The organism is Streptomyces sp. TG1A-60, from assembly GCF_037201975.1.
Lineage (GTDB): Bacteria > Actinomycetota > Actinomycetes > Streptomycetales > Streptomycetaceae > Streptomyces.
In genome coordinates, this window is record NZ_CP147520.1 from 618,112 (window position 1) to 637,433 (window position 19,322).

At 72.3% G+C, this 19,322-nt stretch carries 15 protein-coding genes; 6 read left to right on the plus strand and 9 right to left on the minus strand.

Annotated features, from left to right (window positions below; translation table 11 throughout):
• Positions 1-98 precede the first annotated feature (98 nt).
• From WBG99_RS02120 to WBG99_RS02130, 3 genes are all read right to left on the minus strand, one after another.
• Positions 99-5,042, minus strand: a complete 4,944-nt coding sequence (locus WBG99_RS02120; protein ID WP_338894633.1) for a DNA repair ATPase — start codon at positions 5,040-5,042, stop codon at positions 99-101.
• Positions 5,043-5,178: 136 nt separating this feature from the next.
• Positions 5,179-7,158, minus strand: coding sequence for a flotillin family protein (locus tag WBG99_RS02125; protein WP_338894634.1), 1,980 nt, complete (start codon positions 7,156-7,158; stop codon positions 5,179-5,181).
• 124 nt (positions 7,159-7,282) lie between these two features.
• Positions 7,283-7,897, minus strand: a complete 615-nt coding sequence (locus WBG99_RS02130; protein ID WP_338894635.1) for a hypothetical protein — start codon at positions 7,895-7,897, stop codon at positions 7,283-7,285.
• A 498-nt stretch (positions 7,898-8,395) separates the two neighbouring features.
• On the opposite strand from WBG99_RS02130, the gene WBG99_RS02135 reads away from it, so the two are divergent.
• Positions 8,396-9,154 (plus strand): DUF4142 domain-containing protein, encoded by a 759-nt coding sequence (locus WBG99_RS02135; protein ID WP_338894636.1) that lies wholly within the window; start codon positions 8,396-8,398, stop codon positions 9,152-9,154.
• 13 nt (positions 9,155-9,167) lie between these two features.
• Here the strand turns inward: WBG99_RS02135 and WBG99_RS02140 are convergent, their stop codons facing one another.
• The 3 genes from WBG99_RS02140 to WBG99_RS02150 form a co-directional block, all read right to left on the minus strand.
• The gene (locus tag WBG99_RS02140; RefSeq protein WP_338894637.1) at positions 9,168-9,905 is read right to left on the minus strand and encodes a hypothetical protein; all 738 of its coding nucleotides are present in this window, start codon (positions 9,903-9,905) and stop codon (positions 9,168-9,170) included.
• Positions 9,906-10,160: 255 nt separating this feature from the next.
• The gene (locus tag WBG99_RS02145) at positions 10,161-10,694 is read right to left on the minus strand and encodes a MarR family transcriptional regulator (RefSeq protein ID WP_338894638.1); all 534 of its coding nucleotides are present in this window, start codon (positions 10,692-10,694) and stop codon (positions 10,161-10,163) included.
• A gap of 34 nt (positions 10,695-10,728) precedes the next feature.
• Positions 10,729-11,817 (minus strand): PP2C family protein-serine/threonine phosphatase, encoded by a 1,089-nt coding sequence (locus WBG99_RS02150; RefSeq protein ID WP_338894639.1) that lies wholly within the window; start codon positions 11,815-11,817, stop codon positions 10,729-10,731.
• 161 nt (positions 11,818-11,978) lie between these two features.
• Here WBG99_RS02150 and WBG99_RS02155 point away from each other — a divergent pair, with 161 nt between their 5' ends.
• Both WBG99_RS02155 and WBG99_RS02160 read left to right on the plus strand, forming a co-directional pair.
• Positions 11,979-12,485 (plus strand): nitroreductase family deazaflavin-dependent oxidoreductase, encoded by a 507-nt coding sequence (locus WBG99_RS02155; protein ID WP_338894640.1) that lies wholly within the window; start codon positions 11,979-11,981, stop codon positions 12,483-12,485.
• Positions 12,486-12,808: 323 nt separating this feature from the next.
• Positions 12,809-13,318 carry a hypothetical protein gene (locus WBG99_RS02160; protein WP_338894641.1) on the plus strand — a complete coding sequence of 170 codons (510 nt, stop codon included), beginning with the start codon at positions 12,809-12,811 and terminating at the stop codon, positions 13,316-13,318.
• Between the two features lie 263 nt (positions 13,319-13,581).
• Here the strand turns inward: WBG99_RS02160 and WBG99_RS02165 are convergent, their stop codons facing one another.
• A complete protein-coding gene (locus WBG99_RS02165) occupies positions 13,582-14,694 on the minus strand; it encodes a HAMP domain-containing sensor histidine kinase (protein ID WP_338894642.1) in 1,113 nt (370 codons plus the stop codon).
• 2 nt (positions 14,695-14,696) lie between these two features.
• A complete protein-coding gene (locus tag WBG99_RS02170) occupies positions 14,697-15,452 on the minus strand; it encodes a response regulator transcription factor (protein WP_338894643.1) in 756 nt (251 codons plus the stop codon).
• 125 nt (positions 15,453-15,577) lie between these two features.
• On the opposite strand from WBG99_RS02170, the gene WBG99_RS02175 reads away from it, so the two are divergent.
• Genes WBG99_RS02175 through WBG99_RS02185 form a run of 3 tightly spaced genes read left to right on the plus strand, consistent with a single transcriptional unit; the run spans position 15,578 to position 17,696 of the window.
• Positions 15,578-16,306: a glycosyltransferase family 2 protein gene (locus WBG99_RS02175; protein ID WP_338894644.1), complete on the plus strand. Its 729-nt coding sequence runs from the start codon at positions 15,578-15,580 to the stop codon at positions 16,304-16,306.
• Positions 16,303-16,920, plus strand: a complete 618-nt coding sequence (locus tag WBG99_RS02180) for a DUF2064 domain-containing protein (RefSeq protein ID WP_338894645.1) — start codon at positions 16,303-16,305, stop codon at positions 16,918-16,920. Before WBG99_RS02175 ends, WBG99_RS02180 begins: the two co-directional genes overlap by 4 nt.
• Positions 16,917-17,696, plus strand: coding sequence for a methyltransferase domain-containing protein (locus WBG99_RS02185; RefSeq protein WP_338894646.1), 780 nt, complete (start codon positions 16,917-16,919; stop codon positions 17,694-17,696). The genes WBG99_RS02180 and WBG99_RS02185 overlap by 4 nt, the downstream gene beginning before the upstream one ends.
• Before the next feature lie 316 nt (positions 17,697-18,012).
• Here the strand turns inward: WBG99_RS02185 and WBG99_RS02190 are convergent, their stop codons facing one another.
• On the minus strand, positions 18,013-19,290 hold the full coding sequence (locus tag WBG99_RS02190; RefSeq protein WP_338894647.1) for a molybdopterin-dependent oxidoreductase: 1,278 nt from the start codon (positions 19,288-19,290) through the stop codon (positions 18,013-18,015).
• Positions 19,291-19,322 lie beyond the last annotated feature (32 nt).

Sequence of the window (19,322 nt, forward strand, 5' to 3'; positions counted from 1 at the left end):
GAGGATCGCTCACTCGCGTCCACAATCTCCGCTTCCGGGGTCCCCCCGCAGCCGCCGCCCAAACCCGACTCGCCCGGCACGCGCCGAAGGCCGCCGCCTCACTCCTCCCCCCGGGCCGGGCGGACCGCGTGCCGCTCTGTGGGGTGGGCGATGAGGTGGCGTGGGTCGGCGGCCCGGTTGATCGCCGACTCGACGGCGGCGATCCGGTCGGCGAGGAGTCCGAGGGCCGCCACCGCCCGGGTGAGCTGGTCGTCCTCAAGGCCGCCGAGCGCCTGGGTGCGGACGTACGCGGCCTTCAACTCGCTCCAGCGCCCGGCCTGATCGGCCGTCAGCGTGCCGCGTAGTTCGGCGAGTCTGAGCAGGTTGGCCTCGGCGCCGGTGGTGAGGGTCTGAGCCTCGGCCGTGTAGTGGTCGTCGATCAGCGCCGCCAACTCGGCATCGTTCATGACCGGCTGGACACGCTGGGCGATCTTGTTCATGTTCCGGTAGGAGCCCTGGAGCTGGAAGGGGGGTTCCGTGCGGGTGGCGTCGGACTGGGCGGCCGAGGCGATGTAGGCCGCGTTGACCGCCAGGACCGTCTCGCGGGCCGCCAGCACATGGCGGAGCACCGCCACGATCCGCTCCAGTTCGGCGGGCGCGTACGGGTGCGTCAGGCGGTCGGCGCGGGCCGTCGGGTCGCCTTCCGCCAGGCGGATCAGCAGGTCGAGGTCGCTGCGGTCGCGTTCGGCGAGCGGGGCGAGGACCGGGTTGGCGGTGAGGGAGTTCTCGACGAAGCTGAGCGCGAAGGCGTCGTCCTTGCCGGTCAGGACCTCGCCGAGGTTCCACACGTCGGCGCGGTTGGCGAGCATGTCGGGGACCCGGAAGAGGCTGCCGGACTCGGTGTAGGGGTTGCCCGCCATGCAGACCGCGAACCGCTTGCCGCGCAGGTCGTAGGTGCGTGGCTCGCCGTCCCGTACGCCCTCGATACGACGGGTGGCGTCGCAGAGCGGGATGAACTTCTGCAGCAGCTCGGGCGAGGTGTGCTGGATGTCGTCCAGGTACAGGAGGGCGTTGTTGCCGGCCTCCAGCGCGAAGTTGATCTTCTCGATCTCCTGGCGGGCGGTGGCGTTCGGGGCCTCGGCCGGGTCGAGGGAGGTCACCGCGTGGCCGAGGGCGGGGCCGTTGACCTTGACGAGGACCATTCCGAGCCGGTCGGCGACGTACTCCATGAGCGTCGTCTTGCCGTAGCCGGGCGGGGAGATGAGCAGCAGCAGGCCGCCGGTGTCGGTGCGCTTGGCCGCGCCCGTGGTGCCGAGCTGCCTTGCGAGGTTGTCACCGATCAGCGGGAGGTAGACCTCGTCGATGAGCCGGTTGCGTACGAACGCGGACATGATCCGCGGCCGGTACTCGTCGAGGCGGAGGCGGGTGCGCTCGGCGGCCACCAACGCCGTACGGCGGCGCTGGTAGGCCCGGTGGGCCGGGGCCTCGTGGGCACGGAACTCCCGTGTCCGGGCCAGGAGTTCGTCGACGCGGACGGTGAGCGTACGGCCGCCGATGCGCGGGTGGGCGCCGAGCATGCCTTCGACGGTCTCGGTCAGGGCCGCGTCGGACTCGTAGCGGTCGAGGCCGGGACAGAGTTCGGCGGCGACCGCCTCGGCCAGGTCCCCGGGGGTGAGGTCCGTTCCGGTCGCGGTGGTGTACGACGTCAGCCACGCCTCGACGAGTTGCTTGCGCGCGGCCAGGGCGGCGAGGGCGGCGAGGTCGTCGTCGTAGGCCGACGTTCCCACCGCATGGCGGAACTTGTCGAGCAGAGTGCGGGTGCCGGCGCTGACGACGAAGCCGTCGGGGCCGGTCGTCAGCTCCTCGAAGAGGTAGGCGGCCGTCGCTTCCGTGCCGATCGCCTCCGCCAGCTCGGCCACGAGGTCGGCGATCGCGGGCGCGAGACCGAACGTGTCGCGGGCCCGGGCCAGGGACACCGCGCGCCGGGTCCAGCTGTCGCGCTCCTCGGTGGTCGTGCCGTGTGCCCAGAAGAGGTGGGCGGCGGCGCGGGCGGCGGGCTCGTGGCGGAGCGGTCCCGCGCCCTCGTGCAGGCGCAGGAGCGCGGTGAGGATCAGGGTCGCGTCATGGTCGTGGACACCGCGCTCGTAGCCCTCGTCGTAGGCCGCTTCCGCCGCCTGCCGGACCAGTGCGGGCAGGTCGTCGGCCTCCGCGAGCGCGGCCGGTCCGTGCTCGTCGAGCAGACGGGCGGCGAGGTGTTCGGCGCGGTAGACCCGGGGCGATTCGGAGGGCAGGGGGCGGTCCCAGTACGGGCGGGTGGCGGCGAAGTCCGGGTCCGTGACCGGGGAGCGGTAGTCCGTGCCGGTCAGTGCGAAGGCCAGACCCTCGCCGTGCGGGACGAGGGTGAGGTCGAGGGGCTGGGTGTTGACGGCGAAGCGGTGCGTGCCCAGGCGGAGGGCGCGGCCGTCGTCGGCGTACAGGTCGGTGCGGTCGCGCAGGGCGCGCAGCGCCTCCTGGCGGGCCGACTTGAGGCGGCCGTCCAACTCCTCGGCCCGGACCCGGTCGCCGAGTTCGCGCAGTTCGCCGACGATGCGACGGACCTTGGCGGGCATCGGGTCGGAGGTGAAGTACGTGGCGACGGCGTCCGTGTCGGCGAGGGTGGTCGCCCGGCGGCTCATCGTCCGAAGGACGCGGATCGCGGAGTCGGTGAGGCGTTCGGCGCGGCGGGCGCGGGCGTCGGCGAGGGTCTGCTTGCGTGCGGAGAACGTCTCGTGAATCTCGTCGCGCTTGTCCGCCAGCTCCGCGAGGAAGTCGTCGTACTCGGCGAACCGGGACTCCAGGTTCTCCACCCCGACGAGCATGCGGGCGAGTTGCTCGTCGCACGCCTCGGGACTGTCGCAGGCCGCGAGGGCACCGGTGATCGCCTGGCCGAGCAGCGCCAACTCGGCGGCGAACTCGGCGCGCCCCTCGCGCTCGTGGAGTTCGCGGCGCCGGCCGTCGAGGGTGGCACGGGCACGGTTGACTCCCCCCATCACCTCGGCGATGCGCTCCAGGACGGACGTCCGGACGGTGGCGTCACCGATGTCGAGCCCGGCGACGACCTCGGTCACCGTACGCAGTTGGTCGGTGAGGTCTCCGAGGCGGGCGGCGAGGGGTGCGGCCTCGGCGACGACGGCGATCGCCTCGGCCTCGGCGACGAGTTGCCCGACGTCGGCCTCGTGGTCGGCGAAGGCGTCCTCGCGGGCGAGATGGGCGACGGCCCGCTGCCCGAAGCCGGCGAGGTCCGCTTCGACGTCCGCGGCGAGTTCGTCGATGCGGGCGGTGTCGGCGTACCTCATGTCCTTGAGGGTGAGCAGGTGACCCTGCGTGTGCCGGAGTTCGGTCAGACCCGCCACCCATGCGGCGGCGCCACGGGGGGCCTCGCCGCGTAGTTGGCGCACCACTGTGGCGACACGAGCCGCCGCCTCTCCGAGCGCGTGGGCGGCCTGCCGGGTGAGCGTCTGGACGGTCTCGAACTCGGCCAGCACCTGCTCGGCGGTGACGCGGACCTGCGTGAGCGGCTCGCGCAGCGCGCCGAGTTCGGGCTCGTTCAGCCAGTGGTAGGAGTCCGCGGCCCGGACGCAGGCGGCGGCCAGTGCCTCGTAGACCTCGCTCGTCGGGGTCGTCTCGGTGACGGCGCGGGTGATGGACAGGCAGTCGGAGATGCCGCGCACGAGGTCGGCGTTGCCCACGCGGGCCAGCGGGCCGGTCCCGACGGGCCGGGCGGCGGCGTAGGTGTCGGAGACGAAGGGCGAGGACCACAGCTGGAGTGGGTGGACGCGCTGCGGTTCATCGCTGTCGGCACGCAGCACCATGAACGTGCCGTCGTCGAACAGGGCCCAGCCGTGGCAGGACAGCGGGGTCGCGACCTCCTTGCGGATCATGTTGTAGGGCAGCAGCAGGCTGCGGCCTTCCACGCGCGCGTGGAAGGCGAAGAGGACGTCCTCGCCGTTGGGCGAGCGGACCGCCCGCTCGAACTCCAGGCCGTCGGTGTCCATGCCGTCGAACGTCTTGTACGTCCCCGTCGCCAGGCAGTAGCCGCCGGGGAAGACGATGCCCTGGTCCTCGGGCAGGCGGCGGCACGCCTGCCCGATGCCGTCGAGGCGTACGACGGTCCTGGTGAGCGTGTTGAAGACCAGGTAGCGGTGGACGTCCTCCTTGTAGGGGAGGACGTCCAGCAGGATCAGGGCCCCCACACGCGCGTAGGCGATGTCGGCGTCGGCGAGGGACTGCAGTGCCTCGCCGACCGGCTCGGCGTAGATCCCCTCACCGGTCTCGGTGTTGTCCTCGACCTTGACGGTCAGCGTCCCGCCGACCGTCTCGACGAAGACCTCGCCCTCGATGGAGACGTGCGGGTGGCGGCCCAGGACGTGGTCCTCGCGGGTCGTCCCGGTCCATGCGAAGTCGTGGGAGGGCGGGAAGACGTGGTCGCGGTCGCCGCGCGCGTCGAGGAAGGCCGCCCGGCCGTCGTCCGTCAGGGCCCAGCGCAGGACGCGGATGTCGTCGGCCTTCTCGCCGGTCCGGAAGACGGCGAGCACCTTGCCGTCGACGCGGCGGAGCTGGAGGAGGTGGGCCTGACGGTAGTAGCGGTAGAGGGCGGTGAACTCCCGTACGAAGGCGGGGTCGTCGAGCAGGCCGGGCACGGCGTCGTCGGGCAGCCGGTTCAGGTCGCGGTCGTGCAGGGCGAAGACGTCGCCGACCGTGGTCTCCGGTGTGAGGCCGAGGAAGACGTTGTGGCCGAAGAGCAGCACGTCGCCGACGGAGACGATGTCGCGGGGCACGCAGTTGTGCTCGGTGCGCAGCCGCGCGGTGCTCGTCAGCTCCAGCCGGGTGGAGCCGAACTCCTCGGTGCGGCGGACGTTGAGCGCCTCGGCGCGCCGGGCGAGTTCGGCTGCCTGCGCGGTCAGGCGGTCGCGCAGCACCTCGTAGGTGCCCGCGTCGAACGCCTCCCGCGTGGCGGTGCCCGGCGCCTTACGCGTACCGGTGTCCTGCGTCCCGCGCGTGCCGGTGTCCGGGCCGGTGGTCATGGGATCCCTTTCGTGAAGTGGGGTGGAACACGGTCCGGAGCTGCCGTCCCCTGTGCGGCAGCTCCGGACCGCGGGTCGGTCAGACCTTGGCGACGCCGCCGTTCACCGCGGCGGGCGAGGCGTCCGTGAGACCCTGCTAACCGGCCGTGTCAAGCAGTTGGTTCAGCGCGGCGGGGTCGGCGCCGCCCGTCTGCATGAGCTTCATCAGCAGGGCGGAGACGGTCAGGTTCTGCACGTCGGCGGTCGAGACCGAGCCCAGGACGCGGCTGAGGTCGTCGGTGAAGCTGGACGTGCCGTCCAGCCAGGGCTTCGTGAGGGCCTGGGCGGTCTCGGAGTGCTGGACGAAGCCGTCGACGCCCTTGCCGAGCGCGATCGAGGACACCAGCCGGTCGAGGAAGACCGACTCGCCGCCGACGATGCTGATGTCGGCGTTCTCCAAACCGGTGGCCAGCACCGTGGCCTGCGCCTCGGCGACCTGCCGCTGCACGTCCAGCCCGGCCAGCCGGACGTCCTTCTCCGCCGCCAGCCGCAGCCGGAACTCCTCGTGGCCACGGGACGCCTCGTCCAGCGCGGCCATCGCCGCCGCCTTCTGCGTCAGTCCGGACGCCTCGGCCTTCAGCTTCTCGCCGATGGCCGCCGCCTCGGCGAGCGCCTGGGCCCGGGTGCCCTCCGCCTCGGCCCGCATCCGCGCCTCGGTGGCCTCGGCCTCCGCGCGGCCCGCCTTCTCGGTGACCTCGGCCTCTTTGTCGCGGACCTGGAGGGCGGCCAGCCCCTCGGCGGCTGCCTCCGCCTGGACGCCCTCGGCGAGCCGCAGCTTGGCCCGCGCGTCGAGGTCGGCGGTCTTCAACCGGGCCTCGGCCAGCGTCAGTTCCTCGGCGGCCCGGTACGTTGCGGCCTGCTCGGCGGCCTCCGCGGCCTTGATGTCCTTGACCAGCTTCTCCTGCGCCTCCGCCTCGGCGGCGATGATCACGGCCTGCCGCTGCCGCTCCGCCTCCTCCACGGCCCGCAGCTTCTTGATGGACTCCTCCTGCTCGGCGACCGTACGGTCCACGGCGACCCGCTCACGGATGACCTCGGCGATGTCCCGCTTCTCCGCCTCGACCTCCTTGGAGGCGGCGATCTTCGTCAGCTCGGTCTCCCGCTCCCGCGCGATGACCTCCAGCAGCCGGTCCTTCTCGATGCGCTCACTCTCGACGGCGATGACCCGCTCACGGTTCTTCGCGGCGACCGCGACCTCACGGGCCTGGTTCTCCCGCTGCACACCTAGCTGCTCCTCGGTCTTCAGGAACGCGGACTGCGCCCGCAGTCGCTCCTCCTCCATCACCCGTGCCGTCTCGGCCTCCTCACGGGCGCGTACGGTGTCGATCTCCCGCCGCTGCTTGATCTCCGCGTCGGCCTGCCTGCGCTCCAGCTCCAGGATCGCCTCGCGGGCGTCGACGTTCTGCCGGGTGATCTCCTTCTCCTCGGTGCGCTGGGCCTCGTTGGTGCGCACGTGCTCCAACGCCGTCAGCTCGGTGATCTTCCGGATGCCCTGCGCGTCGAGCACGTTGGCGGGGTCGAGCTGGGTGAGCGGCGTCTGCTCCAGGTAGTCGATCGCCGCGTCCTCCAGGTGGTAGCCGTTGAGGTCGACACCGATGACCTCGATGATCCGGTACCGCAGCTCCTCGCGCTTGGTGTAGAGGTCGGTGAAGTCCAGTTGCTTGCCGACGGTCTTCAGCGCCTCGGAGAACTTCGCGTGGAACAGCTCCTGCATGGTGTCCCGGTCACTCGCCCGCGCGGTACCGACGGCCTGCGCGACCTTGATGACGTCCTCGACGGTCTTGCTGACCTTCACGAAGAACGAGATGCGGATGTCCGCGCGGATGTTGTCCCGGCAGATCAGCCCCTCTTTGCCGGCCCGCGTGATCTCGATGGTCTTCACCGAGATGTCCATCACCTCGGCCTTGTGCAGCACGGGCAGCACGACCTGCCCGGTGAAGGTCACATCGACCTTCCGCATCTTGGAGACGATCAGTGCCTTGCCCTGTTCGACCTTGCGGAACAGCCGGGACAGGACGAAGAGCACGAAGAGTGCTGCGAGCAAGCAGGCACCGACCGTCGCGGTGATGGCATTCATGAGGAACATCCTTGGCAGGTGAGGAACCCGAGGCCGGGGAAGGCCCGACGTCTTCGGGAGTCGGAAAGAGCCGGAAGGAGCGCTCACGCTTGCGTGGGCGCAGGAGGTGGGGCGGGTGTGGGGCTCAGGCGGCCCGGCCGCGCGGATGGAGTTCCGCCTCGCGGCGGCCGACACCGAAGGAGCCGTCGGCCTCGTCGTAGGCACACAGCAACTCCGTACCACCGCGGACGGGATCGTCGGTGCCTCGTCGGCGGACCCGAACCATCGCGGTGGAGCCGTCCCGGGCCAGGACTCCGGCCCGGCCGAACCCGTCGTCCGCCCGATCCGACCGGACGGTGCAGGTCATCCCCATGAAGTCCGGCCGGGGCGGCCCGGGTTCGTCGGAGTGGAGGCGGCGCAGCAGCCGTACCAGTCCCCAGGTCACGCACCACGACGCCAGGGCAGCGGCGCCGAGCACGGTGAGCCCGGTCAGCGCGCGCGCCGGCCCCGAGGAGGCGACCGGATCCAGCAGGACGGTCATGCAGAGGCTGCCGAACCAGGCGAAACCCGTCCACAGGGAGAAGGCGACGGCCACCGGCACGCCGCCCAGCCCGCAGCCGCTCAGGTCGGCGTCCCCGTCGAAGGTGTCGGAACCGGCCGCGCCCACCGCGACCAGCAGCCAGAAACCCAGGGCCACCAACAGGGAGACAGTGAAGAAGAAGGTCGGAAAGCCTGTGGCGGCCTCGAAGAACGTCCGCATGCCCAACCCCCCGATCACACCCGTCATACGACGGCCTCCGCACACGCTCAGGGGTGGATGCCGGGCACCTGCCGGTGTCCGGCATCGAGAACTCCCTTGCGTTCTCCCCTCGCCCCTATTCTGCCTGCGTCGACCTCTGTACACATTGCCGACTTCCGGCAGTCTTCGCCAGGTCATTCATGCCGGTCCGCCGCCAAGAGGGCGTCAACGGGCCATCCGGATCCCGGCCCCTCGGAAAGGGCCACGTCGCTGTGCGCCACCAGCGGACGGTGCGGTACCAAAAGCTCCGGCGACGCCGGCGCCCCACAACGTTCCCGCAGGTGGGAGCGGATCACGCCGCCGTGCACGAGCCCTCGCCCGGGGCACACCGCAAAATCTCCCCGGCACAATGATTCATTCGCGCGTCTCATCCGTACCCTCTTATGCCCAAACCGCTCCGGCGAGTCCGACGCCCCACGCCGAACTCGCCGGAGCGGCCCCCAGTTGCCAGGAGTCTTCATGCGTCGTACGTGGAACCTCGGAACGATCTTCGTGGGTGGCGGTCTGCTGATGACCGTCGCCGCGCTCGCCTACCCAGCGTTCCTGGGAGTTGAGAACACGGCCACGGGCATGGACCGGGTCGTCGCCAACACCCCGTTCGGCCCGCTGACCGAGGCCGACCGGGACTTCGTCATCAAGGTCCGTTCGGCGGGGCTGTGGGAGTACCCGCTGGGTGAGATGGCGATGGAGCGCGGCACGACGCCGGAGATGAAGGAGGCGGGCGAGCACCTGGTCGTCGGGCACGCCGGCCTGGACGAGATGTGCCGGAAGATCGCCCCCGAGCTGGGCATCACCCTCAACAACCAGGCGAGCCCGCAGCAGCAGCAGTTCGTGGCGACCGTCGAGGGCGCCACCGACAAGGAGTTCGACTCCACCGCGGTCACCATCATGCGGGTCACGCACGGCCAGATCTTCCCCGCCATCGCCAACATCCGCGCCAATACGCGGAACACACTGGTGCGGCAGCTGGCCGACCTGGCCAACGACACCGTGCTCGACCACATCACGGTGCTGGAGAAGACCGGCCTGGTCAACCACGAGCAGGTCAACTACCAGCAGACCAACCCGCCCAAGCTCCCCGAGGACCAGGTCACCCCGCCCATGCCCCCGCCGGGCGCACCGATGGTCGTCCTGACCCCCCGCCCGGACCTGGACGTGCAGACAAGCGCCCCGACGGCCACCCCGGCGGCCCCTGCGACACCATCACCGTCGGAGTGACACGTCCACCCGGTCACCGCTCCCGGTCTCGTCCAGGATCGATGCAAGGACGAGGCCGGGCCCCGGCAGGCGTGGGGACGGCGCTCAGCCGGAAGGAGCGCACGACCGCGACCGCGCACCCGGCGACCAGTGCGCATGCCAGGGCAACGACGCCGGCCAGTCGGCCGCGCTCGCTCTCCGGGGCCACTCCGCGGGGCGCCACCTTGCCTTCGGGATCGTAGACGACCGCGAGCCCGTCCCCGGGCCGGGTCGACCGCCCGCAGCCTCGCCAGATCGGCGTGCTGAGGGGAACGCCCTCGGGGCTGGCCACCGAGCACAGGTAGCGGCCCTCCTGGGCGCCGGCACCCGGCCCGCCCTCGACCGAAGTCACCACCACCGACAGCACCCGCCCCCGCTGCTCCAGCACCAGCCCCGCGGCGGCCTGCGGCGCCAGCAACGCCAGGCACACCCCGAGCACCGCGACGATTCCGACGAGCGCCCGCCCGGCACCGGTGACCAGCAGGTACACGCCGAGTGCGGCGGCGACGACCAGCCCCGCCTCGCCGCTGGCGAAAGCCGTCCGCCCGGTCCACGCCCCCACCGCACCCGCGCCGATGATCGTGCCGACGGTCAAGATCCCCGCGGACAGCCCCTCGGCGAGGAGCCATCGCGGCGGCAGGCCGACGAACTCGGCGGGTCCCCACACGGCCGTCCTCAGATGGGACATCAGTCCCGCTTCCGCGACGGGCGGTCGCCGGCACAGCCTGGGCATCTGCTACTCCACCCCCGGTTCGTCCACTGTCCGCGAGTCGCGGCGCGCCCATCGTGCCGCCCCGGCTCGGTGCCCGCACCGCCTTCACCCACACATAGGGGAACGGCGTACGTTGCCGGACCTCGGCAGCCGAACCCGCTTCATCGCCCTTGCCGTCGTTCTTCACGGCTCCCTTGCATTATGCAAAACCCGTCGACGGCGACGCGGGACGGCCCGGCACGCGCCGGCGGCGGCAGAGCGGACGGTGAGCGGACCTCAGGCGCCAAGCCCGGCGGCCGTGTCCACCCAGCCCAGCGGATACGGCTCGGGGTCGTCCGCCGCCGGGGCCTGCGGCTCCCCGCCCGCCTCGTTGAAAGCGGTGAGCGCGCCGACGAGCGCCGTCCGCTGGTCGGGCGCGAGCCGCTCGACGATCGCGGCGATCTCGGCGCGCCGCCGGGCGGTGACGTCCGCGACGGTGCGCCGCCCCTCGCCCGTGAGCCGGAGCATGGTCTCGCGGCGGTTGTCCGGGTTGACCTGACGGTCGGCGAGCCCGGCCGCGATCAGCCGGTCGACCATGCGCATCGCGGTGGACGGGGCCACCTGGAGCAGGTCCGCCAGCACGACCAGCTTCGTGGCGCCCCGCGTGGACAGCACCACCAGCATCCGGAACTGCGGGAGCGTCACCCGCTCCTCGACCTCGGCCAGGGAGCGCGCGGAAACCGCCACGAGCAGCCGTGAGGCGGTCAGCACCGCACGAGTGACCGCATCGACATCGTCCACGCCCCCCAGGGGGGCCTCACGCTCCGCCATGCCTCCCTTTCTACGCGCCGAAGGATCCGCACGCTCAACCGATCGGCACAGATTTTCCCATTCCATGACCGTGATAGCGCAACAGGAGCATCGCGGCGTCGTCGTGCGGCGGCCCGGCGGCGTGCCGTACCACGTCCTCACGCAACGCGTCCAGCGCGCCGTGCGGGTCGGGCTCCCGCAGCAGGTGGGCACGGTCGGCGAGCGGGTAGAACGCGTCGTGCTCGTCACGGGCCTCGGTGACACCGTCGGTGTACAGCAGCAACTGCTCGCCGGGCCCGAACGACACCAGGTACGGCTTCGGGCCGTCGCTTCCGTTGCCGCCCAGCCCGAGGGGCAGCGCGTAGGAGGGCGGCTGCGGGAAGTCGGCGGTGCCGTCCCGGCGCAGGCGCATCGGGGCCGGATGGCCGTAGTTGAGGAAGACGGCCTCATGGCCGGAGCCGATCTCGGCGAGGATCGCGGTGACGAACTTCTCCCCCTCCAGCTCCCGTGCCACACTGCGCTCCAACCGCTCACCGAGCCCCACCAGGTCGGGTTCGTCATGGGCGGCTTCCCGGAAGGCTCCGAGCACCACGGCGGCCGTCTCGACCGCGGCCAGCCCCTTGCCCTGGACATCACCGACGATCACCCGGACACCGTGCGGCGAGGCCACCACCTCGTACAGGTCGCCTCCGATGCGGGCTTCGGCGACGGCGGAGGTGTACGACACCGCCACCCGCAGCGGACCGGCCGTCAGGGGCACGGGCCGCAGCAGCACCCGCTGGGCGACCTCGGCGATCGAACGGACGTCGGCCAGCTCGGTCTCCCGGCGCGAACGCGTCACGGCGGCGGCGACACCCACGCCGGTGACACCTGCCACCGACCCGAGGGCCGCGAAGCCCCGGAGCTCCTCGAACTGTCCGTTGTACAGTCCGAGCCCCACGCACAGCAGCAGCGCCACCGCCCCGGTCGCGGCCGTCCGCCGCCATCCCCCGACCAGGCCGGAGAAGGCCGGCCCGAGCGACACCAGCGGCAACAGCCCCACCCCGGGCCCGGCCGCGACATCGACGACTGCCACCACCGCCATCACCGCACCCGGCATCCAGGACAGGAGCCGGCCACCGGGCGGCACTCTCTTCTCGGTCATGGCGTACTCCAGCGGTGTCGCGACACTGTAGAGCCGCCCTGACAGGCGCCCCTCCCTCACCTTTAGGCTATGCAAAGGTTGACCGGCCCGTGCGGCTCTCACCCCGGCCCTTTACCCAATCGAGGCCGGTGGTCGACATTTCCCTGCCCGAGGAGGCCACGATGACTCAGCAGGACACCCCTGCCCCGCACCGCCCCCAACTCCCTTCCGGATGGCGGCGCTTCGCCCTACGCCTGCCGATCCGCCTGTTCCGCGCGGGCCTGGGTCCGCTCTTCGGCAGTCGGTTCCTCCTGCTGCACCACACGGGGCGCGTCACCGGAGCCGACCACCACGCGGTCCTGGAGGTGGTGGCCCACGATCCGGCGTGCGGCAGTTGGACGGTGGCGTCGGGCTTCGGACCGCAGGCGGACTGGTACCGCAACCTGCGCCGCCTGCCGCAGACCGTCATCCAGGTGGGCAATCGCCACCACGCTGTCACCGCCCGCTTCCTGCCTCCGGAGGACGGCTCCGAGGTCATGGCCCACTACGCGGCGGCGCGTCCGCGGACCGCCCGCCGGCTGTGCGCGTTCACGGGGCTCACGGCGGACGGCAGTACCGCGTCGTTCCACGAAGCGGGCAGGGCCATCCCGTTCGTACGACTCGACGCCGCCGGACACCACCTGCCCTGACGGCAGGGCGGGCGCGCTCTCCTCAAAAGACGTCCCGAACCACTGGCGATCTGATTTTGCATCATGCAATGATTGCTCCGGGGGCGAGCCGACGGCCGTCAGCCGTCCGGCGCCCGGGAGTGACGTCGGCACGGTTTCACGGCAGAGGACGGCACACCGGCCGTCGGCGGACTCCCTCCTTTTCCGTCCTCTCCCGGCCCCGCCGTCTCTTCCTGTCTCCCTGTCCGCAGCGGTCTTTGGCAACGCGTCACCGCACACTCCCGGGACCAGTGCCGGGGACCGAGGACCGCAAGGCCCGCGAACAGCAAGGAGGCGAGAGGACCGTGGTCACCCGAGGGGCGAACAGCGGTGGGGTGCCGGATGACGGGGACGGCGGCCCGTCCATACCGGAGGAGGTCTGGCAGAGGTTCCTCTCGGACAGCGACCCCGCCATCCGGGCCTCCGCCCCCAGAGAACCCTCCGCGCGGGAGCGCGCGCTGGGGCAGAGCTCCCCGCCAACGGACGCGGACGAGATGGCACGGCGTGCGCGCCGCCCCTACTCCCCGGCCCCGCAGGAGGAGACGGAGGCCGTCGGTGAGCTGTGGCATCCGGAAGAGGCGTGGACCCGTCGGGCATGGCGGGGCCTGGACGGCCGCGCGAGATCCCGGCGCGTCTGCCGCGCGATCGGCACGGCTGCCGCGATCACCCTGGCCCTGGCCGCCTGGTCCCTGCTGTCCACCAGAGCGGGCACATCGCCTGACGGACCAAGTGACACCACCGTGCAGCGACTGGAGAGCACGCCTCAGGCGGACCGCCTTCCGGATCCGGACCCGGCGAACGGCCCGTGGCCGTGAGGCACCGGGGCGAGACTGACGGGCGATGCCGCCGGTCGATCTCGGAACCCGCGGTGTTGTCGACGCCCGCTTCGACACGTGAGTGGCCCGCACGGGGCTTGCCGTTGCTCGCCCATGACCCGCTCTCCGGGCGCTGAACGGGCGGGCCGGGCGATGGCCGGCCCGTGCCGAGCGGCACATCCCGGCGGACTCGTCCAGGCTGCGAGCGGAGCGCGGACCGGACCGCGTTCGTAGGGCTCCGCCGGAGCGTGGCGCCGACCGCTTCAGTACGCCGCCGCGGGCAGCACGACCTCGAAGCGGCAGCCGCCGGGGATGTTGTGGACCGTGGCGCGGCCCTCGTGGGCCTCCACGATGCCGCGGACGATGGCCAGGCCGAGCCCGGCGCCCGCCGGAGGCGTGCGCGCGTGGGTGCCGCGCCAACCGGTGTCGAAGACGCGGGGCAGGTCCTCCTCGGGGATGCCGCCGCAGCTGTCCGTCACGGACAGCACCACGCCGTCGCGCGAGCGTTCGGCGGCGACCATGACGGTGCCGTCGGCAGGGGTCCGCCGGATCGCGTTGACCAGGAGGTTGCCCAGCACGCGGCTCATCTCCCTGCCGTCCACCTCCACCGGTAGCGGCTCGACGCGGTCCCCGACAAGGCGCACCCCGTGTTCGTGGGCCAGCGGATACACCCCGGCGAGGGCGTCGCCGACCAGGTCGTAGACGGACATCCGGGACGGTGACAGGGCCAGCGCGCCGGCGTGGATGCGGGAGAGTTCGAAGAGGTCGCCGACCATGTCGTTGAGGCGTTCGACCTCGGTGCGGATCTGGCGCAGGTAGCGGCCGGGGTCGGTGGCGACGCCGTCCTCCAGCGCCTCGGCCATCGCGCGCAGGCCCGCGAGCGGGGTGCGCAGATCGTGCGAGATCCAGGCGACGAGTTCCCTGCGGGAGGACTCAAGGGCGCGCTCACGCTCCCGGGACTCGGCCAGCTTCGCACTGGTGGCCTGCAACTCGCGGCTGAGCGCGGCGAGTTCGGCGGTAACCGCACCGTGGGGCGCGGTGAAGTCGCCGCCGTCACCGAAGGAGCGGGCCGCGAGGGTGAGTTCGTGGCTGCGGGCGACCACCCAGCGGCCCAGCAGCAGCGCGGTGGCCAGGGAGACGACGGCCGCCATCGCGACCACCGTCGTGACCACGGTCAGGTCGTGCGCGGACAGGAACATCGCCCACGCCACGACCAGCGTGCCCGCGAGCATCGCGGTCACGGCGACAGCGGCCACGACGGTGAGTGAGGTGGTCAGTGAGCGGCGGCGCAGCAGCCACAGTGTTCCCGCGCCGAGCAGCCCGGCCGCGCCGGCGCCGAGAAGGGCGTACAGGGCGATGAGGAGGATTTCGCGCATGATCACGCCTCGCCCTGGCCGGAGGTGCCGGTCGGATCGAAGCGGTAGCCCACGCCCCACACCGTCTGGATCAGACGGGGCCGGGCGGGATCGTCCTCGACCTTGTTGCGCAGCCGCCGGACGTGGACCGTGACCGTCGACAGGTCACCGAAGTCCCACCCCCACACCTCCCGCATCAGGTCCTCGCGGCTGTAGGCCCGCCCCGGATGACGGAGGAAGAACGCCAGGAGGTCGAACTCCCGGAGAGTGAGGGCCAGTTCGGCACCGTTCTTGGCGGCGCGGCGCGCGGACGGGTCGACGGTGAGGCCGGCCGCGCCGAGGGACCGCGTGCCCGCGAGGGGCCTCGTGCGGCGCATTACGGACTCCACCCGCAGGACCAGCTCGCGGGGGCTGAACGGCTTGGTGACGTAGTCGTCCGCGCCCACCTCCAGGCCCATGATGCGGTCGTCCTCGTCGCCGCGGGCGGTGAGCATGATGACCGGGACGGGGCCGCGTGCACGCAGCCGACGGCACACCTCCAGGCCGTCCATGCCGGGCAGCATCAGATCGAGTACGACCAGGTCCGGCCAGTGCGCGGCGGCGCCGTTGAGGGCGGCCGGTCCGTCACCGGCCCGGTCCACGACGTACCCGGCGCGATCGAGGTAGCCCGAGACGACCTCCGCGACCGTGGGGTCGTCGTCGACAACGAGGACGCGGGCGCCCGCGGTCCCTCGGTCGGCGTAAGCGTCCGCCGCCGACTCGTACGAGTGCTGTTCCATACGGCCAGCCTCGCACTGCGCGCACCTCCGCGTCGCCGTCCCGTCGTGCGCGAACACGAACGTCCGTGTTTCGTAAGGAGCAGAAGTCCGGTATGCGCCGTTCGCGTTCGTAGGGTGAGGTCGTGATGACCTCTTCCGTACCCGAGGACGTCGATGTCGTCCTCCCCTGTCTGAACGAGGCCGAAGCCCTTCCGTGGGTAATCGACCGTATGCCTCCCGGTTGGCGCGCCCTCGTCGTGGACAACGGCTCCACCGACGGCTCGCCCGACATCGCCCGCGAACTCGGCGCGACCGTCGTCCACGAGGCCCGGCGCGGCTTCGGCGCCGCCTGCCATGCGGGGCTGACCGCCGCGACGGCCGAGATCGTGTGCTTCTGCGACTGCGACGCCTCGCTGGATCCGGCCCTGCTCGTGCCGTTCGTACGCGAAGTGCGCGGCGGCGAGGCCGATCTGGTGCTCGGGCGGCGTCGGCCGCAGGGCCGGGGCGCCTGGCCCGCGCACGCGCGGGCCGGGAACCTCGCGCTCTCTGTGATGCTGCGCCGACGTACCGGCCTGCGCCTGCACGACCTCGGTCCCCTGCGTGCCGCGCGCCGCGAGGCACTGCTCGGCCTGGACCTGACCGACCGGCGCAGCGGCTACCCGTTGCAGATGGTCGTGCGGGCCGCCGACGCGGGCTGGCGGGTGACCGAGCACGACGTCCCGTATCTGCCGAGGTCCGGTGTCTCGAAGGTGACGGGCACCTGGCGCGGCACCTGGCAGGCGGTACGCGACATGAGCCGCGTCCTGGCCCAGGCGCCCGCCGCGCCCGCCGCGCCCACGGCGCAGCCCGAGACGCAGCGGGGGAACCGCCGATGACCACCCTGCTCGTCATCGCCAAGGAACCCCGGCCGGGACGGGTGAAGACCCGGCTCACTCCGCCGTTCACGCCCGAGGAGGCCGCGGCGCTCGCCGAAGCGGCCCTCACGGACACCCTGCGCACGGTTGCCGCCACACCCGCTACGCGCCGGGTCCTGGTCCTCGACGGGACGGCCGGGCCCTGGCTGCCGCCCGGCTTCGACGTGGTACCGCAGTGCGCGGGCGCTCTCGACGAGAGGCTGGCGGCGGCCTTCGCCGGCTGCGACGGCCCGGCCCTGCTGATCGGGATGGACACCCCGCAGGTCACCCCGGACCTGCTCACCGCGGACTTCGACGGGTACGACGCCTGCCTCGGTCCGGCCGACGACGGCGGCTTCTGGGCGCTCGGCCTGGCGGAGCCGGATCCCGATCTGCTGCGCGGGGTCCCGATGTCGACGCCCGCCACCGGCGCCGTCCAGCGCGACCGCCTGGCCACCGCGGGCCTGCGGGCGCGCGAGTTGCCGCGGCTGCGGGACGTGGACACGGCCGCCGACGCCGAAGCGGTCGCCGCCCTGGCGCCGCACGGCCGCTTCGCCGCGGAACTGGCCCGACTGCGCACGGCAGGCCGCCGATGAGCACAGCGCATGAGGTGATGACGCGGGACACCTCCGAGCACAACTGGTCCGCCGACCCCTACGCCGACGCCCTGCGGGCCGGCCGCGGACCGCTCTTCCTGCGCCGCAGCGACGGCTGGCTGCTGCCGCTGGACGTCGAGCGGTGGTGCGGGCGGGCCGACGCCGTGGACCGGCAGGTCCTGGACCGGTGTGAGGGTGCCGTCCTCGACGTCGGGTGCGGGCCGGGAAGGATGGTGACGGAACTCGCCGCCCGGGGTCGGACCACGCTCGGCGTCGACGTCAGCGAGGCCGCCGTCGCCCACACCCTGGGCCTCGGCGGACCGGCCCTGCGGCGCTCGGTCTTCGAACCCCTGCCGGGCGAGGGCCGCTGGAACACCGCCCTGCTCCTGGACGAAAATCTCGGCATCGGCGGCGACCCACGCGCCCTCCTCCACAGACTGGCCCAACTCCTGGTGCCCGGCGGCCTGTTGATCGTCGAAACGGTCCCGGCCGACGTGGACGAACGCGCCGACGTCCGCATCGTGCGCGGCACCGACACGCGGGGCGCCACCGGGCCCGCGTTCCCCTGGGCCCGGCTCGGCACCCCGGCGCTGCTGCGGTACGCCCGCCCGCTGGGCTGGCGGGCGGTCGATCAGTGGTCGGCAGGTGGCCGCTGCTTCGCCTCCCTGCGCAGCCGCAGCGCCAACAGCAGGGCGGCACCGCCGAACAGCGCGGCGGTGATCAGCAGCCACCGAGTGAGGAAGCCGTCGGCGGACAGTCCGGTGGCCGACTCATAGCGGTCCGCGACCCGGCCGCTGATCAGCGGGAACCACACCAGCAGCAGCAGCCCGGACAGGGCCGCCGGCACCCGGACGTACAGCGTCCACTCCCGGCGGCCCACGGCACCGAGCACACCGGTGACGGCCCGGTCCACGGCCGCGTACAGCGGCAGGAACACCAGGTCGTGCAGGACGGCCGCGCCCACGAACCACAGCGTCACCCCGAGCGGGTCCCCGGACAGCAGACGCACGCCCGCGTACCCCGCGAGCGCGAACGAGCAGGCCAGGAGCAGAATCAGCAAGGGACTTCCCAGCGGCGGGAACGCTCTGCGCATCACAGGTCTCCGAACGTCATCCGGGCGACCCACTTGGTGTTGAGTACACCGGGCGCCGCGGGCACGATGATCCGGGCCGGGTAGCCGTGGTCGAGGGTCAGTGGCTCGCCGTTGACGTCCAGGGCGAGCAGTGAGCGGGGGTCACGCACCTGGTTGGACCGCAGGGCGGCCCTGCGGAAGGCGCCACGCCGTTGGAGGGACTCCACCATGACGTCGGGTGACGCGTCGGCGTCGTACCCGACGAGGACGGCGAGTTCCCGCAGCCGTACGCCCCGCCACCACTGGTCGCCGGTGGACCACCCCTCCACACAGGCGATGGGCAGCGCCGAGCTGTGCAGCGGCAGTTCGAGAAGGTCGGCGCGGCTCAGCCGGAGGGTCCCCGAGGGGCCGGTGACGACCAGCCGCCACACGTCCTCGCCCGTCTCCCGCGCGCCGATCCCCCGGGAGACGGCCGTCTTGTTGATCTGGAAGCCGCCGGGGCCGCTGCCCGGCTCGGCACCGCCGTGCGGCGCGAGGAGGGCCGTGCGCCGCAGCGGTCCGTCGAAGTTCTGTCCCACCGTGGTCCCGAACAGCAGCAGTGAGCCGCCCCCGACCAGCCACAGCGCACCGCGCCGGGACACGGTGGGCTCGGCCGGCCGGGGTGAGACCAGCGGGAACTCCGGCTCCCCTCCCGCCTCCTCCTGAGGGCCCTTTCCCGCCCGCATGCGGCGCACATTGCGCACGGCGGTGGGTGCCCGGAGCGCCACGTGCACCACGAACGCGGCGAAGAACACCCAGGCGCCGTAGAAGTGCAGCGGATAGAAGGAGCCGGGAAAGAGGTAGTCCAGTTGGACGTTGAGCACACCCGTCACGAACTCGAACAGCACTCCGCCGACCAGGAGCAGCAGGGAGACCCGCTCCAGGGCGTGCGCGAGCGACCGGACCGGCGGCAGCGCGAACAGCTTCGGCACCACCGACCAGAGCTTGGCCAGCAGGACGGGGACGAGCGTGATCCCGAGCGTGACGTGGACGCCCTGGTTGAGCCGGTACAGCCAGTACGGACGCGTCGGCCAGTCGAAGAGGTAGAAGCCGAGAAGACCCTTGTCCGGGGTCTTGTCGTTCACCCGCGCGAGGTCCGGGTTGTAGGCGGCGTACGACAGCAGCCCCGTCACGAACAGCACGGTGATCCCGACGAGCAGCACGACACCGAGCACGGACGTGAACCAGGGCCCACGCACGGGGCTGCGCCAGGATCCGGGTGACGTGGGCGAGGCGGGCGGGTCGGGAAGGCGTGGCATGCGCCGACCGTAGGCCGCCGCAGCCGTGGAAA

Excerpts from the sequence above, each read along its gene's own strand:
- WBG99_RS02120 (WP_338894633.1), bottom strand. The coding sequence starts at position 5,042 with ATGACCACCGGCCCGGACACCGGCACGCGCGGGACGCAGGACACCGGT.
- WBG99_RS02125 (WP_338894634.1), bottom strand. The coding sequence starts at position 7,158 with ATGAATGCCATCACCGCGACGGTCGGTGCCTGCTTGCTCGCAGCACTC.
- WBG99_RS02130 (WP_338894635.1), bottom strand. The coding sequence starts at position 7,897 with ATGCGGACGTTCTTCGAGGCCGCCACAGGCTTTCCGACCTTCTTCTTC.
- WBG99_RS02135 (WP_338894636.1), top strand. The coding sequence starts at position 8,396 with ATGCGTCGTACGTGGAACCTCGGAACGATCTTCGTGGGTGGCGGTCTG.
- WBG99_RS02140 (WP_338894637.1), bottom strand. The coding sequence starts at position 9,905 with ATGCCCAGGCTGTGCCGGCGACCGCCCGTCGCGGAAGCGGGACTGATG.
- WBG99_RS02145 (WP_338894638.1), bottom strand. The coding sequence starts at position 10,694 with ATGGCGGAGCGTGAGGCCCCCCTGGGGGGCGTGGACGATGTCGATGCG.
- WBG99_RS02150 (WP_338894639.1), bottom strand. The coding sequence starts at position 11,817 with ATGACCGAGAAGAGAGTGCCGCCCGGTGGCCGGCTCCTGTCCTGGATG.
- WBG99_RS02155 (WP_338894640.1), top strand. The coding sequence starts at position 11,979 with ATGACTCAGCAGGACACCCCTGCCCCGCACCGCCCCCAACTCCCTTCC.
- WBG99_RS02165 (WP_338894642.1), bottom strand. The coding sequence starts at position 14,694 with ATGCGCGAAATCCTCCTCATCGCCCTGTACGCCCTTCTCGGCGCCGGC.
- WBG99_RS02170 (WP_338894643.1), bottom strand. The coding sequence starts at position 15,452 with ATGGAACAGCACTCGTACGAGTCGGCGGCGGACGCTTACGCCGACCGA.
- WBG99_RS02175 (WP_338894644.1), top strand. The coding sequence starts at position 15,578 with ATGACCTCTTCCGTACCCGAGGACGTCGATGTCGTCCTCCCCTGTCTG.
- WBG99_RS02180 (WP_338894645.1), top strand. The coding sequence starts at position 16,303 with ATGACCACCCTGCTCGTCATCGCCAAGGAACCCCGGCCGGGACGGGTG.
- WBG99_RS02185 (WP_338894646.1), top strand. The coding sequence starts at position 16,917 with ATGAGCACAGCGCATGAGGTGATGACGCGGGACACCTCCGAGCACAAC.
- WBG99_RS02190 (WP_338894647.1), bottom strand. The coding sequence starts at position 19,290 with ATGCCACGCCTTCCCGACCCGCCCGCCTCGCCCACGTCACCCGGATCC.